Source organism: Thauera sp. SWB20 (assembly GCF_000831325.1).
GTDB classification, from domain to species: domain Bacteria; phylum Pseudomonadota; class Gammaproteobacteria; order Burkholderiales; family Rhodocyclaceae; genus Thauera; species Thauera aminoaromatica.
In genome coordinates this window covers 691,594-707,707 of record NZ_JTDM01000020.1, presented here as the reverse complement: position 1 = coordinate 707,707, position 16,114 = coordinate 691,594, and the positions used below count along the sequence as shown (strand labels likewise).

Sequence of the window (16,114 nt, the reverse complement as noted above, 5' to 3'; positions counted from 1 at the left end):
GCTCAGCTGGCGCCAGCGCCCCACCTGCAAGCGTCGACCGCCCCACGCATATGGACACATTCAGTCTTGCTCAGTCCCATCAACTGCGTAGCGTGCGGTTTCGGTTGCAACCGATAACCAAGCAGCCCTTGCGGGGAAATCCAGCGTAGGGTCTTCAAGTCGTTCTTGAGCATGCTCCTTCAAGACACGCAGCGACACGTAGTGCTGAAGATGCTCAGGAACTTCATACGCCTGCCCTTTGTGCGAGTCATAACTCCCATTAAGCAGAGCGAGAGCAAAGCCATCGAGACTAGTATCCCGTGCCTTCGCCAAATTAAAGACTCTCTGACATGAATCGGGTGAAAGACACGCAAGCGCCCACAGGACTCCGCTAGGGCGCGCGCAATCCAACAACGCTCCACTCTCTGTTGCGCGCAACACATTCCCTGCAAATGCTGATATCAAGCTATCTTTTTCATCCTCAGATGCCATTACAAACAAATCAGGATCCTCTTCATAATTGACTTCATAACTCCGCAACAGCAGGTAAGCCGCGACTGACAAGCAAGACCCGTCGATTGCAAGCGTGGAGGCAACCCTCGTCCCGGCAGTTCGGTCAGCAGCCCGCACCAATTTCTCGATAACATCCAACGCGAGCTTATCAACGCTGATTGTGAGCAATCCTGTTCGATTTCTTGTGTGCTCGACACCCGCCCGCCCATCGGCCAACCGTGCAGTCGCAAGACACAACGTCTCAAGGTCATGGATGCTGGTTTGCTGGATAAGGCCGGCAAAGTCCCCCAACTGCTCCATGAAATCCAAGAAGCACTCTGCGCTCAGCGACTGTCCGATTTCTGCTCTCCATTCAGGCTCAAGGAGAAAACGTCTTACCTGAACGAGACTTACATCAGCTTCCGATGTTGAATGCTGGAGCGCCACTGCCAGTCGATCCGGATTGGATAGATGACCATCCCGGAATCTGGTTGGCCATGGTGTCTCGCCCTCAGCCTCTGCGACTAGCGGAAACAAGAACTGGACTAACTCTCGGACTGCTGACGGATTACGGCAGGCGGCAATAGCTTGGTTGCGCGCATCATTCCCAGCCGCAACAAGACTTGCACGCTTTTTGAGCTGAAGACGAACGCCGATCTTGTTTCCAACGAATATTTCGGGCTGATTCTTCAATAGTTCAAAGACTTCGCTTGCAGTGACCATGAGCGCGCAAAGTCCAATGATGTCGCTTAGAGCGACTTCACCCCGCAAGGAGGGCTCGACCGTTCGAACAGCGGCAAAGGCCCGAAGCACATCACGTGGCTGCTCGAGCAAATCCCGAAGCCCACGGTAATAAACTAAAGAGAGCCGGTCCGCGTTATTTTGGAAGTGCTCCTTGAGGGCCTCCTGCGGCAGCGACTCGATAGCATCATTGATGAGTCGTGTTCTTGCTGAGGAGGACAGAGCCGGCAAGGGCATGCGAACCTGGACTATCTTGTCAAGATAAGTACCCGCCACAGGAACATTTGCACTGCTGAGTGCCTCACGCACATACTTGGGGTCCCAAGCGACAACGTACCCGACGTTGGGCAGATCACCCACCGCCTTGATGATGCGGACCATTTCGAAAACTTCGAGCGGAAATAGCCGGTCGATGTCATCAACAAATACAATGATTCGACGACTGAATTTACTCAGCCTTTCGGCTACTGCTTGCTTGCGAACCTCAATATCCGGCGTCTTGTAGTCGGCAACACTGCCAACGGCGTCTCCCATTGAATCAACGACCGACTTCACTATGGAAGCCCAAGGTTCTGCCCCTGGTATCAGCTTCAGGACATCAAAAGCCTTGGCATAAGTTTTCAACTCCTTCGCGACCCGCTTTCCATCCTTCGACGGGTCTCCAAGTCTGACCTCCGATGCCAACTTGGAAAGAAACTGCCTCAGCAAAGCATCTCTGTCACCCACAAGCCAGGGGTTGAAGTGAACGATAACTGGGCGGATCTCCTCAGGCTCTCGCTTTAACAATGCCTCGACTATCGATAGGGTAGTGGTTTTTCCGCTCCCCCACGCACCCTCAATCGATACAACAAGCCCACTCACACTCGACACCCGTTCCAGCACCTTCGTGACGGTACGCGCGAACGGGGCTCGGCCCAACTTGTCGTCTGCAAGCACCTCATGTCCCGCCAAGGGCTTGTCCAGCAGCATCTGAGGAAAGTCAGCTTGAGGATTCATACTTTCGCCCAATCCCTTCATCGGCGCTTGCCGCTGGGTGAACGTAGCGGCCTCCACCCGAGCACCTTTTCAACCTCGGCCCAGAGTTCGTTCAACAACGTCCGCTCGACCTTTGCCTGCACACCTCGGCGCAGGTCATCCAGCGGATACCAGCAGTCGTCCCTGTCCTGGTAGAACACGCGGGTATAGACGTTGCCTGTATTGGAGATTCGGTGTTTCTCGTACTCACGCGACAGCATGGTGAAGGCGTGATTCAGGCTGGTTGCGGTGGGCTCTGGAAAGCCATCCGGCATCAGGACTGTGCTGCTGACGAGTTCACACTTCTCCAGCCCTTTGAGCTTCAGCCACAGGCCTCCCTTTTCTGGAATCAGAGACTGCTGAACTCCCGCGGAGGGCGCTGGCTTCTCGCCCTTCTTTTCCTTCGGCGGACCGAGGCGTACCCGAGCCCAGCGGGACGTTCCGACTGGTATGCCTTGGGGGAAATGCTTCGCATCGAATTCAGCATATGGCTTCGAGGAGAAGCGGTCGCTTAACGCCACCATCAAAGTAGTGTCCTCCTCAAGAATCTTGAAGCTGACCTGTGAAGTGACTCGCTGGCGGAAAGCTTCGTCGGCTATGGATGTCACGCTGAAGCTGAGCTCTCCCAAGGTGCCCTCCTTCACCGGCACGTCACCACCGTAGAAGAATTCCCAGGTGTCCCCCACCCGCTTCACCGGCACAGTCACCTTCTCGGTCCAGAGAGGGTCGAAGAAGTTGTCGCTCATGGTCGCATCAGCCTTCGCCATCAAACACGCAGTTGGGCACCCGCCAAACCACCGGGGTCATGTGCCCCTCGGCAATCTTGCGCATCGGGTTATTCAGCCTCGCCACGATCTTGCCGTCGTGATTACCGTCGGCTTCCACCCGGTAAATCCAGGCACGCTCGCCAAGTTCCCCCAGGACAGCGCGCTCATTCGCAGTTAGGAAGAAATCACTCCCGGCACGTGTCGTGGTCTTGACCTCGATGCAGCGCTCCTCGCCCGGCCAGGTAGATGCAACGTCGTAGCCGCGGCCAACATCGGATTCAGCGATACGCAGCACGTAGTCTTCAGGCTTCGGGCAGCCGCAGCGCCTGAGCCGCGCTTGTTCATCGAGGATGACCAGTCCCTCGCCGGCGCGACCAATTTCGCTCTGGCGCTCGAGGAGGGCTTCAAATTCCTCCTCCGTGAGCGGGGGGCGATTGCCCCTCGGCGGCTCAATGGACGCGCCCGCGCCGACCGAAACACCAGAGGCTGGTGCGGCAAGCGCTTTGCCGCTATCACCGAAAAAGGCAGCCAGCACCGGCTCAAGGTCGTCCGGCTCCAGCTTGAGCATGAGTATCTCGTTCGAGGCTGAGGGCCTAAGGTAGGGCGACTGATAAACACTCGACGTCGGCTTGCCATCGCGTGGATAGACCTTCGCAACCTTGTCAGCCGAAACGACTTCTCGTAACCGCTTGCCGACACAGGTACGGTCACGCACGTAGAGCGAAATGTCACGTTTGTTCAATGGAACCCCGACTTCTGCATCCTCGTAGAGTGGAAGCCGGATGACGAGAACTGGAGCCCTACGGGCCGGGTTATGACCAGAGTCCAGGTATTCGCTGGCGCCATAGCGTTCCTCCAGCAGCCGGATTAGCTGAAGGACACCTGGGGCCGCCGTCTCGCCAAGCTCAGCGAGCATGCGTCCTCTTCTGCTCATCGCTTTCATGCGTTGTCCCCAAAAAACGCCCAGGCGATGCGGTAATCCTCTTCCCGATTGGCGCGGACGAAGGGGGCGGTGTACGTGCGTTCGACGGTGCGGGGGCCGCCGGGGAGGGTGTCGTCGGTGACCCACTGGGTGATGACGGTGCCGTCGGGCACTTTGGGGGTGCCGCCCTGCTTCACCGTGGCCTCGTCGGCGCCTTCGGCGGGGTAGGTCCACAGGTCTTCCCAGCCGAAGTTGCCTTCGCGCACCTTGCCATCGTGGGTGGTGATGCAGGTCTTGGGCGTGCTGCGGCTGCCCTTGCGCGGCAGGCCGACGCCGACCAGGCCCTTGCTGTTGGTGAAGACGATGCGGCCCTTGATGTCGTACCAGGTGTCGCGCTCGTAGCCCTGCATCACCGGGAACTGCACGCGGTAGATGAGCAGCAGCTCTTCCAGCGTCAGGCCGAGGGCCTGGGCGACCAGCACGTCGATTTCCACCAGCGCCATGCGGCGGGCGTAGTCGCTGCGCAGGGCGCAGTCGCGGGTCCAGTCGCGGGTAAGGCTGGGCCAGAAGTCCTGCGGCAGGCGCGGGTTGTCGGGCTGGCTCCAGCGCTGGTCGGCGAAGTCGGGGTCGAAGACCTCTTCCCACAGGGGGGCGTAGTGGGCGGTGAGGCAGTTAAGAACTAGTCCTCGTATAAGAATTTCATCAATTTCATCAAAAAACGGCACATGCTCCAGCAAGTCCATTCTAAGGTCACTTTTCCCTGTCGCTCGAATCATGTAGTCAATAGGCAGGGAACTCAGTTCAGCAGAAAACAACACCAAATGCCTGTAGTCTTCAAAAGACAAGGAAAAAACACTGTCGATGTGGGAGACGCCAGGGGGAATTACACCCCCTAGAATTGTCCTTTCCATGGAAGGGTCAATTGACCGGCGATGAACATGTCTGAACGATTCAATAGCATTACGCTTACGAGACTCAGAATTCTGGACAACCAAAGGCGAGAGAGCAACTGGAGCCACTGAATCCAAAACAATGAAGTTGGAGCGTGGAAGATAATCGTCATCAATCGCCTCAAGGTCAATATTCTTGAACGACCTGTGTGACACAAAAACCTGAAGGGGATTCTGGAAAAGCGGATTAGCCAGCCCAAGCTGAGGGCCAGACAAGACTAAATTCTCTGCAACGTCAGGAAACCCTACTTCAGAATGACTTCTTTTTCGAATAACATTAGTTGCCACAGACTTATTCTCATCAAACAAGAAAACCTCAGAGTACTTACCTGCAATCAACCTTAAACGACGCTCACACGAAGCCATCTTCACCAAAACATTTGACAACTGCTTCGCATAAACAACCTGAAGCCTTGCCTCGAGCCCATTGCTACCAGGGTCAAAGAGTTCCGTGTAAGCAGACAACAGCTTCTCTGTTATTTCCAATACGCGGTCCGGATGCCCAGCAACATTCCACTCCCCTGATTTGTTCTTTATCCCGCCACACTCAATAGAGCAATTTTCCGAAAACGAAGAATCAATAGTGATTGGATGATACAAATTACCAATATATTGAAAGTGCACGGATTCTCTCGGAGCAGCAAGAACACTAATCCCAAAGCGGCGAGTATTTCCTATTGGGAATAATTTTTTCTGATTTTCAAATTGAAAGTGCTTCCGCAAGCGTCTATATATCTCTTTCCTAATAACCCCACTTTTAGGGTCATCAAAAAGTGATTCTGGAGTTAAAAATCCAATTGCTCCTGCATCAGCAGCAAGCATGAATGAAAGCGGAAAAAACGGTTTAAAGAGGTTTGATGCAACTGCCTTCAAGGACGAAAAATTCTGAGCTGCATTTAAGAAATTCTGTGTCCCTTCTGCCTCCTGCAGTTCCCCGGTCCACGCCGTCTGCAAGCCGGGGAAGTCCTCGAAAGCCTTCAGGCGAAGCTTGGCTAGGTCACTTGCGCTGACTTTCCGGATTGCGAACACCGGGTTTTTCTCCCCCAGAATGCCAGCCTCGTTCCATTCCACCTTCAGCCAAGGTGGGTTCCCGAGAATCAGGTCGAAGCCCCCCCGTTGCAACAGCATGTCTGCAAAACACAGCTCCCAGTGCAGGAAGCGCTGGGCGGCAGCCACCGCCTCCACCTGCTCAATGCGCGGGAAGTGCTGGCGCAGCTTGCTGATGCGCAATTCGCCGAAGCGGTCGTGCAGGTTGGCGCCGGTCGGCCGGGCTTCTAGCGTGGGCTGCACCACGCCGAACATGTCGCCCTGGATGTCGGGCAGGAGCTGCTGGGGCACCGCGGGCTCGGTGAAATCCAGCCCGCGCTGGGGGGCGAGTTCTACTACGTTGCCTTCCAGGATGGCACCTACTTCCAGCCACCATTCCTCGCGGCTGGGCAGCTTGGCGCTCTCGACGATGGGCCAGAACCACAGGGCACACCAGTAATCCATTACCAGCTTGAGGCGGCGGAAGGGGGTGGCGTAGTCGCTGTCTTCGTTGAAGAGCCCGGTGCGGCGGATGGCTTCCTTCTGGGCGCGGCTGATGGCCTCGCCCGACGTATCGGCCTTGGTGCCAGCGTCATGCGGCCAGAGGTCGAGGGTATCTTCGGTGCGCTCGCGGTCGCGGGCCAGGGCCTGGGTGTGCTCCTGCCAAAGTGCCTGCACGCGTTCGCTCAACTGCTGCAGCCGAGCGACCTCGTGGTGCTCCAGGGGCCGGGTGAAGTCCTTGCGCCATTTCGTGAGGCGCTCGAAGTCGTTCTTGTAAAGCTCCTTGGCGGCCTTGTCGGTGTAGTTAGCCATGCCCGGGTCGGGCAGCAGAAAGTGCCAGATTTCGTCCGGCTTGCGCGGGGCCTGCCGGGTGAGTCGGCGCGGGGGATCTTCGTGCCAGGCGGGCTTGGCGCCCTTCTTGAGCGCGGTGGCGTTGTACACCTGATGGCGAGCGCCGATGAGGCTGTTGCCGGCAAAGAGCTGGTAGCCGAACCAGGGCACGCGGGCGGGCAGCGGCCGGCCCTGGGCGTCAGTGACCGGGTTGCCCTGCTCGTCGAGCTCGCCGTAGATGGCGTTGAGCCACAGGGAGACCTCGGCCAGCTCCACCGCCACCGGATTCAAGTCCACACCGAAGACGTTGCGGTCGGCGAGGTACATGCGCACCTTCTGCAGTTCCTGCGGGTAGCGGTCGTGCGGAATGCGGCGGCCGAGCTCCTGCTGTTTGCGCTCCAGATAGGCCTCGGAAAGCTGGTTGACCGCCTCGTTCAAGAACGCTGCGCTGCCCATGGCGGGTTCGCAGACGGTGAGGGTGAGGATGTCGTCGGCGCATTTGACGCGGCCGTTTTCCGGGGCGAGCAGTTCCTTGAGGGCGTACTTGACCAGGCACTGGGTGAGCACCTGCGGGGTGTAGTAGCTGGCGCTTTTCTGGCGGTCGCGGCCGGCGAGGCGGTAGATGAAGCTGCCCTTGGGGTACATGCGCAGCTTGCGGTGGCCGGCGTCCGTGACGTCGTAAACCCGCTCGTCTTCGGTGTACTCGTTCAGGCGGCTGGCGGGCACGAACCAGGCGGTGTCGAGCTTGTCGGCGTCCGAGGCGGCACCGCTGCCCTTGCGACGGCCGCGGCCGGTGTTGTCGTCGGCGGACTCGCTGTCGTTGTCCTCGTCGTTGCCTTCGTCGTCGCTTGCGGTGTCCTCGTCTTCGGCTGTAGCGGCCTTGCCTTTCTTGGGCGCGGGCTTCACCTCGTAGAGGTCGTCGGACGCGAAGAAGCCGCGGTAGCTCAGCAGCGCCTCATACACCGCGCCGAGCTGGTTGATGGACAGCAGCTGGTAGCTGACCCGGCCGCTGCGCCGCCCCCGGCCCTGGCCACGGGTGAGCGACATCAGGCGGATGACGGTCTGCCAGATGTGGTTGGGGAAGCGCACCTTGCCCAGGAGCGGCAGGGTGCTGTCATCGAACAGGCGGCTGTCGAGCGGCGCGAGGGCAAAGGTTTCGCGGGCGCCGGCGACGGTGCTGCCCCCTGCCCCGCCGAGCTGATGCTGGGTGGGCGTGCCCAGGCCGGTGCCTTCCGCCACCAGTTTGAAGAGACGACGCAGGGAGGCGTCGAAGTAGAAGCCTTCGCGGGCGTGCGGCGTGGTGAGCGGCTGCATCTCGAGGTCGCGCAGGCTCTCCAGGCTGTAGCCCTTGAGGTAGATGTCGCTCTTGCCGATGGGCACGTAGCCCAGTTCCGGGCGGGCCTCGATGTAGAACATGAAGAGCAGGCGATAGACCAGGCGCAGGCATTCCAGGCTGAGGTCGCCGGCATCGAGCTGGTCCTTGCCGCTGAAAAAGCCCTTCTTGGCGTCGGCGGCCTGCTCGCGCAGTTGGCGGGCGGCCTCGTTGCCGAGCAGCTCGATGGCTTCGCGCAGGGCGTACTTGAGGTCTTCGCTGACGCCGAAGGCGTGCTTGTGGGCGTTTTCGTCCAGGCTCTCGAGCAAGCTGTTGCCCTCGCCGGGGGCGAGGCAGTCCTTGTGCAGCAGCGCGGCGCAGGCCTTGAGGGTGTCGGCGTCCTTGCGGTCGAGGATGTCGGCCCAGTTGAAGCGCAGCGCGCGGTTGTTGGGCCACTTGTAGCGGTCGAGCAGCAGCCATTCGTCCAGGCCGCAGAGCAGTACGTAACGCGGCGGGGTGTCGGCACCGAAGACCACGTCGGAGAGCAGGTCGGCCCAGGTCTCGTCGCGCAGGGCTTGCGGCACCGGCTCGCCGCCGTAGTGCAGGCTCATCAGGCTGTGGTCGAGCAGGTCTTCGTTTTCCGCGCCGGGCTGGTAGGCGGGGATGATGGCGAGCTGCGGCAGTTGCAGGTGCCAGAGCGGGAGCGGCTGGCCGGCGGCAAGTTCATGCGCGGTGGGAAACTTGCCCGGGGCGGCGTGGCCGAGGGCCTGCAGCAGGCCGGCCTGGAGCTGGGTGAAGAGTCGCCAGCGCTCAACGGCCTCACCCGCGCGTTGAACCTGGCTGCGTAGCGCAAACCACTTTTGCGCCCAGGCTTGCAGGCGCTTGTGGGGGGCACGGTGGCGGTCATCGCCGGCTTCGTCGGCCTGGCTGGATTCAGCGGCTTCCCAGGCATCGAGCCGGGCCTTGATGTCGCCCTTGAAGACCTCGGCCAGATAGTAGTGGCTGTAGAACTCGTTTTCGTTGGTGATGCCGGCGAAGGTTTGAACGGCGTCCAGAGTGGTGGAAACTGAGGGCATGGTCAGGCTCCGGCAACGGCAGCGGTGGTACTGGGGTTGCAGACGGCGGCAAGCACCTGAATCCAGGGCTGCGGCTCGGTGGTGAGGGTGTCTTCCACCCAGCGCCGGTAGTCGTCGAAGACGCGGTGGATGTCGCGACTGCGTTGCTCGAAGCGGCCGCGCTTGACGGTTTCGAGCTGCTTCTCGAGGTCGAGGCTGAGTTGTTCGATCTGTCGGCCCTGCAGGCGCTGCAGGTCGGCCAGCGTGCCTTCGAGGCGCTTGGCGAGCTCGGCTGAGAAGGCGGCCTGCTGCTTGAGCATGTAGGCGTGCATCGCGCGCACCGCGCCGGGCAAGGCGCTCTGCATCGCCTGGGTGGTGGCGGCGAGTTCCGGCGTGTGTCCGCGGTTGGGCAAGCCACCCGCCTTGAGGCCGGCGCGGGCGATGAAGGCGTCGAAAGCTTCGAGGCCAAAGGCGCCCTGCCCCACGCGGCTCGCCACCTGCCACTCGACCAGCATGGGCTGGCCTTTGCGGTTGGGGATGAGGCTCATGAGAATGAAGGCCTGTTCACCCGGCGCGAGCTTGTGGCTTTGCAGCAGTGGTGCGCGGTGGCGACCGAAGTGGGTGAGCACGCGGTCGCCCAGCCATTCGACGATGGGGTGTTGCGGCCAGAGGTAGTGCAGCTTGGGCCAGGTGTCTTCTTCGGCCCTGGCCTGGCGGGCGGTTTCGATGGCGTCTGCCATGCGCTTGGGGTCGGCGCACAGGGCGTAGTGGTCGTTGTCGGCTTTGGCCTCGCGCGGCAACTGGCGCAGGCGGTCTTGCAGGTCGAGGGGCGCGGTGAGCGCGATGAGGCGCTCGGCCTCCTCCGCGTTCCATTGGCACAGGGTCTGGCCCTGGTTGAGCAGCGTCAGCGCGGTCTTGGCGTAGTGGAAGTCGCTGGCGAAGAGCGAGGCGGGCTCGGCGATGTGGTCGAGACTGCTACCTGCGGCAGGCGCTGGCGTGGCGTCCTCCGAAGCACTGCCGCCGCCAAAGAGGGTCATCAGCCAGTCGCCGTCATTGTTGGATTCGGAAGCGGCCGCCTCGTCCATGGTGGCCTCGACCGCTTCCGGGCTGAGGCCTTCGGCCATGAAGTCGGCGACCTTCTCCGCTTCCTTGTCCGGGTCGAAGACGTTGAGGAAGGCCGAGGGGTCGCCCAGGTTGAAGTTGGCCTGCTCGTCCTTGCGTTCAAGGATTTCGAGGATGCGCAGGTCGCCCTTGATCTTCTCGTTCACCGTCTCGGTGAAGAGATAGACGATGTGCGGCTGATGCTTCTGCCCGTAGCGGTCGACGCGGCCGTTACGCTGCTGGAAGACCATCAGCGACCAAGGCAGATCGAAGTGCACCAGGCGGTGGCAGAAATAGTGCAGGTTGAGACCCTCGCTGGCGACGTCCGAACACAGCAGGATGCGCAGCGGGTCGTCCAGGCGGCCGAAGCGCTCGACCAATTCCTGCTGCTCGGTGTCGGCCATCTGGCCGTGCAGCACTTCGAGCTGGTTGGGCTTGAGCTTGAGGTCGGCGGTGAGGTGCTCGCGAAGCCAGCGCAGGGTTTCGATGCGCTCGGAGAAGATGACCAGGCGGTCTTCGGCACTCTTCACTTCCCAGCCGAAGTCGGCCGACTGCAGGTGCTGCTTGAGGCGCTGGTATTTGCTGAACTGGCTGGCCGCTGGGTCCGTGGCGAGCGGCGTGAGCGTCTCTTCAAAATAGCGCAGCGCTTCGACCTCGCTCGCCTCCTCTGCGGTGGGGCTGGCCTTGCCTTGCAGCAGGGCGATGCGCTTCTTCGTGGACTCCAGCGCGGCGGCCGGGCTGGAGAAGAGCGCTTTCTGCATCGCGATCCGCTGCAGCTCCTGCTGCTTGCCAGCCCTGTGCTGGCCGCCCTGGGTGAAGGGAATCTCCAGCAGGGCGCGGTAGGCGGCTTCTTCCTGCGCGCTGGCGGGCACCCGCAGGCAGTTGGTGACGCGCTCCTGAAAATCGGCACTGACCTGGTCGCGGATGTCCTTCTTGAAACGGCGAATGACCAGGCCCTTGCTGCGGAAGTCGTCGGGCGTGTAGTCGTCGGGGTCGGAAATGGCCGTGGGGTCGAGCAGGCTCATCAACGACGCGAAGCTGCGCGCAGAGCCGTCGTGCGGTGTCGCCGAGAGCAGCATCAGGGTGTCCGAGCGCGTCGCCAGCAACTTGGCCAGCCGCGCGCGGCGCGAAAGCCCGGACTCGCCGGCACGTGCGGCGACGTTGTGGCATTCGTCGATGACGATGACGTCCCACCAGGCGTTCTCGAGATAGTTGCGGTACTCGAGGTTGCTCTTGAGGGTGTCGACGGAGATGATGCTGCGGTCGAAGTAGTTGAAGGGGTTGTGGTTAGCCGGGATGCGATTGCGCACCCGAGCCAGGCCGACCGAGTCCAGGCGCACCAGCGGGATGGAGAAGCGGCTCCACCACTCCTTCTGGAACTGGGTCAGCATGGCCTTTTGCGTGACGACCAGGATGCGCTTGCCCCGGCCGCGCTGAATCAGTTCGGTGGCGAGCACGCCCGCTTCGAGCGTCTTGCCGAGGCCGACCGAATCCGCAATCAGGATCCGTGAGCGCGGCTGACGCAGCGCCTGCAGCGCCGGATCGAGCTGGTAGGGCACGAGGTTCATCACCCCGCGGTGGCCGAGGTGCACCTTGTCGTCATTGGCGACGTTGCGCCGGCGCAGGCTCTCCAAGTACAGGATGCTGGCGTTGTAGGCGGCGGTGTCGTCGGGTACGAGCTCCGTTTTCTCAGGGTCGAGGACGGCTATCTCGTCTTCGAGCGTGGTGAGGAACAGAGCCGATTGGCTGCGGACGAGCTCGGAGATGCCGTCGCAAGTTAGAAGCCAGCCGCCGTCGCTGGCGGGATCGATGCGGCGGACAAGCCATTCTTCGTCGCGGATGACGACGCGGGAGCCGGGGGCAAAAGGGAGCATCGAGTGTTGTTTACCAGTTTATGAATAACGCCTACTGCAAAGCGTTTGGATTATCGCAGATGTCCCCATGCGGGAGCCCTGAGTCGGCCCAGGTTTTAGAACGACTCAGGGTGATTCAAGCCCGAGGGCTACAAGCCAGGAACGAGGAAAAACGCACTTTCCGCGGTGATCGTCTCACTCATGGCAAGGATGGGATCCAGGGAGGAAGCCCTGCCTCGCGTGGTGCAGAAGAGTGACGCGACGCGAGGCAGGGCGAGGGGCATGAGCGCGAAGCGCCTCCCACTTTGGCTGCACTCAGCTGCCTTGGAATAAGCTGCCCGGCACTGGCCTCCCCTCACCTACCCTGCGCTTCACTGACCTGAACCACCCTGCAATGCACTGCGCTGCACTACCCTGATCTGACTTGTCACTCCCTACATGCCCTCGTCTTCTCTGGCTTCTCCTCTAGACCCTACGTCACTGTTTTTATTGCCTTTTTTAGAACTACTTGCCTCAAGTTCGCAAGCACCGTCGGGCGACGCACACAAAGCTTGAACGACGTATCGCTGCGCAACGCCGAAACTTCCTTCGAACTCCACTGTGCATCCCTACCCCTAGGGAGTCCCTGATCAATTGATGTTCTGAGCACGTTCACCCAAGCCAGCCGTTTCCACCGACTCCGATGATCGCCTTCTCCGCTTCTATCGCTGTTTTTCGAGGCCTTTTCGGCCCCGAGCACCCGTTTTCGGGCGCAGCGGGCGGATTTCGCCCATCAACTCATCAAGGCTCGCCTCGCCAGATAAAGATTGGTCAAACCGATCAGCGAGAACACTTGGGCGGCGTTCTTCGCGATCCCCTTGTAGCGCACCTTCGTGTAACCGAACTGGCGCTTGATGACGCGGAACACGTGCTCGACCCGCGCGCGAATCGAGGACATCTTGTGGTTGAAGCGCTTGTCCGCCTCAGTCAGCGGGTGGGCTTTGCTCGCCTTGAGCGACACACCCCAGAACAGGCCCGCCTTGCGCGCCAGGCGCTTGAGCTGGTTGTTCACGTACCCCTTGTCACCGAACAGCGCACGGTCATCTTCGCGCACCAGCTCCGGCAACTGGCTGATGTCCGAGGCGTTGGCCGGCGTGACTGACACCGTGTGAACAAGGCCGGAATTCACGTCGGCACCGACGTGGATCTTCATGCCGAAGTACCACTGGTTGCCCTTCTTCGTCTGGTGCATCTCGGGATCGCGCTGCTTGTCCCGGTTCTTCGTCGAGGGCGGAGCGTGGATGATCGTGGCGTCGACCATGGTGCCGCCCTTGAGTAGCAGGCCACGTTCTTCGAGCGTGTCGTTGATGATGTTCATCATCTGCCCGGTCAGCCCGTGCTTCTCGAGCAGATGGCGGAACTTGAGGATGGTCGTCTCGTCGGGCATCGCGTCGTCCGTGAGGGCCAGCCCCGCAAAGCGGCGCATCGACTCGATCTCATACAGCGCGTCCTCCATCGCCCGATCCGACAGCGTGTACCACTGCTGCATGAAGAAGATCCGCAGCATCGTCGCGAGCGGCATCGGTGGACGACCGCGCCGGCCTGTCGTCGGGTAGTGCGGCGCGATCGCGGCCAGCAGCGCTGCCCAAGGTACGACCTTCTCCATCACACCCAGGAAGCGCTCCCGGCGCGTCTGTTTCTTCTTCCGTTCGAAGGCCAGCGAGGCGAACGTCGTTTGCTTCATGGTGGCGACGCGATTTATGACCGACGTATTTTACAGGCTCTGAATAGATCAGAGCTTCCCTAGGGCCATGCATCTGGCGACAACTCTTTAAGGCGCCCCTCCTCAATGTCCCGCCACAGCCTGCGCGGATCTTGGACTCTGCGAGACCTCACCTCGCCGTTACCAACTCGCACCGAGGTAAACAAAGCCCCATCTCTCTTTTCCAGGCGCACGAGTTCTTCATTCCCGCCTTCATATACATTGCCAATTCGACTCTGAAACATGCGAAGCACCGCATATGACTCGTCACTAACCACCCTATCCTTGAGTGCTTCAAGAATCTTTGACGGATAACACAAAATCTTCCTTTGATTCTTTGTATATTCAACAGCCTCTCTAATCTGCTCCTCGGTATAAGTCATAATTATCTTTAACAACTCAACGTCTTTCATGTTGCCAGGATCATACAAGATACCGAGTTCATTCCTATCCAGGGACCCTTGATCAGGTGAAGCGCCCCTGCTTTGTCGTACAGTGCTATCGCCGGAACTCTCTTTTCTCTGCCTTGCGCCACCACTTTCCTCAGCCCCCTTCTGAGCCGGATCTACGTCATCTTTTTGTTCTTTTTTTCCTTGCTCCTCTTCACTCTGCAATTTATCCGCGTCGTTTATACGACTTGTGAAAACCCGGGCTTTCTCCTCAACAATTCTTCTAATCCTATTTGATTTGATTAGCCTTATATCCTCACGTAGATTTCTTAATGATCTATCGCTTTGGAAGTTTTGATATCTAAACCAATCTGCTATAAAAACCTCATCATTCACACGCAGCAGAGCCCCAGCCTTTACAAGAGGTTGGATAGAAACCAGTTTTTCACTCAAACCCTCATCATCAGTCAAGAAGTCTCCTCTAACATAACCACGATCAGTGACAATTACGCCAGCAGAATTCGTAAGATCAGAAATCCAGAATTTAAAATATATAACCTTTAGCTCAAGTGATAGCTTGAAGCGCGAGAGAATAGCCCAGATGTTTCTCGGCACCCACTTTCCCTTGCAGCTCACCCCTTTTTTTGTTTGTTCAAATGCAAAATTACGAAGCGTATCTGAACGAACGCCCTTTATTTTTCTCATCAGATTCTCATGCAATCGCTCGGGCCGAGCATTAACATCAGCCCATTTTACAAAGGCAACTTCATTCGCATCGCAATCCCAAAGCAGCAACCCAACATCAACAAGTTTTCTCAATGCAGCAACCAGCTCCACACGCCGAATATCTAAATGCATGCATGCCGAGGGAATGTTGTAATCGGTCACTGGCGAATACGTCGAACTCGAATTGCAAATTGCATGAAAATATACTGCAACCTCCAGAGTGGTCAGCTTGTGAACTGCGCTATAGGGAACATCGGGAATTTTTACGCAGTTTCCAGTGTTATTTTTCATTTTTCGTTTTCCCGATCTTTCCAGCTTTCTTGCACCGGAAAGCATGCACGGTAAGGCCTAGCGCCCGAGCATTTTCCCTCTCAATATTTGTCGGCCTACCACGGCGGGGGAAGCCTTCCCCGTTCTTTTTTTCCTTTTCTTTAGCTGCTTCTTCAATCAGAGTGCTGCGAGACAAAAGCCACTTGTCGATATCGCTTTCCAGCCACATATATCTGGGTCGGGTGAGAACAGGCGCAGGCAAGCCGTCCAGCGCAGCCACATGTCGCTCGCGTGCGAGATGCTTTTTAAAGCTTCCCAGCCCAAGACCGCCAAGCCTCGCTGCAAGCTCTACTAAACTAATAAATCGTTCCAATTTTTTTACCTCAACTGGCGAAATATCCAGAGGAAGATCAGGACCTTCATTTCCTGATGACAAAATTACTTGTGAGAAGAAGGCCCGAAAAATTTGGAATTACACTGATCGCCACGAGGCTGCAAGGCCATTGAAACCAACCCATTCAGCCGATCGATTACTCTTTCACGACTAATAACTGATAGCGTTAAACAGATCTTTATTTCGCTCTTCTTATGCAGAGACCTAAAGGCAACTGCCCTGCTTAGCAAGCGATCGATATCTTGAATAAATTTCTGCTCGGCTAATTTACGGCGAATCACAGTTGCCGCATGGCCACCCCTTCCCTGCAGCGACCAACCCCAGAGGGGTCCCGCGAGGCTAAGCAAAGCCAGCGGGCCAATGAGCAGCAGTAGGCATGCCACACCAAGCAGGCATGTAAGCCAAAGCTGTAGATTGCAGCGGTGGCGGGGTGGATCGATCAGGAGTAGGCAAATGGTTTCCATGCACTCAAGTTATCAAATATCGGAAAAAAAAATAAACGAGGACATTCATATTTTTCTTCAGATAATCAACACTTTAGGAAAACTAGC

The 16,114-nt window shown here is 58.7% G+C and carries 8 protein-coding genes; all 8 read right to left on the bottom strand.

Going from position 1 to position 16,114, the window contains the following annotated elements; genetic code table 11:
• Positions 1-60: 60 nt before the first annotated feature.
• Positions 61-2,229, bottom strand: a complete 2,169-nt coding sequence (locus tag PO78_RS22505) for a KAP family P-loop NTPase fold protein (RefSeq protein WP_156147834.1) — start codon at positions 2,227-2,229, stop codon at positions 61-63.
• Positions 2,226-2,972, bottom strand: coding sequence for a hypothetical protein (locus PO78_RS17050; protein WP_043745623.1), 747 nt, complete (start codon positions 2,970-2,972; stop codon positions 2,226-2,228). The genes PO78_RS22505 and PO78_RS17050 overlap by 4 nt, the downstream gene beginning before the upstream one ends.
• Before the next feature lie 7 nt (positions 2,973-2,979).
• Positions 2,980-3,936 (bottom strand): DUF3883 domain-containing protein, encoded by a 957-nt coding sequence (locus PO78_RS22500; RefSeq protein ID WP_082047845.1) that lies wholly within the window; start codon positions 3,934-3,936, stop codon positions 2,980-2,982.
• A complete protein-coding gene (locus PO78_RS17040; RefSeq protein WP_052484441.1) occupies positions 3,933-9,110 on the bottom strand; it encodes a class I SAM-dependent DNA methyltransferase in 5,178 nt (1,725 codons plus the stop codon). Before PO78_RS17040 ends, PO78_RS22500 begins: the two co-directional genes overlap by 4 nt.
• 2 nt (positions 9,111-9,112) lie before the next feature.
• Complete coding sequence (locus PO78_RS17035) at positions 9,113-12,064, bottom strand: DEAD/DEAH box helicase (RefSeq protein ID WP_043745379.1); 2,952 nt, start codon at positions 12,062-12,064, stop codon at positions 9,113-9,115.
• A gap of 751 nt (positions 12,065-12,815) precedes the next feature.
• Positions 12,816-13,766, bottom strand: coding sequence for an IS5 family transposase (locus PO78_RS17030; protein ID WP_043745376.1), 951 nt, complete (start codon positions 13,764-13,766; stop codon positions 12,816-12,818).
• 59 nt (positions 13,767-13,825) lie between these two features.
• Positions 13,826-15,190: a hypothetical protein gene (locus PO78_RS22955; protein ID WP_156147833.1), complete on the bottom strand. Its 1,365-nt coding sequence runs from the start codon at positions 15,188-15,190 to the stop codon at positions 13,826-13,828.
• Positions 15,180-15,605, bottom strand: coding sequence for a hypothetical protein (locus PO78_RS22950; protein WP_156147832.1), 426 nt, complete (start codon positions 15,603-15,605; stop codon positions 15,180-15,182). The genes PO78_RS22955 and PO78_RS22950 overlap by 11 nt, the downstream gene beginning before the upstream one ends.
• Positions 15,606-16,114 lie beyond the last annotated feature (509 nt).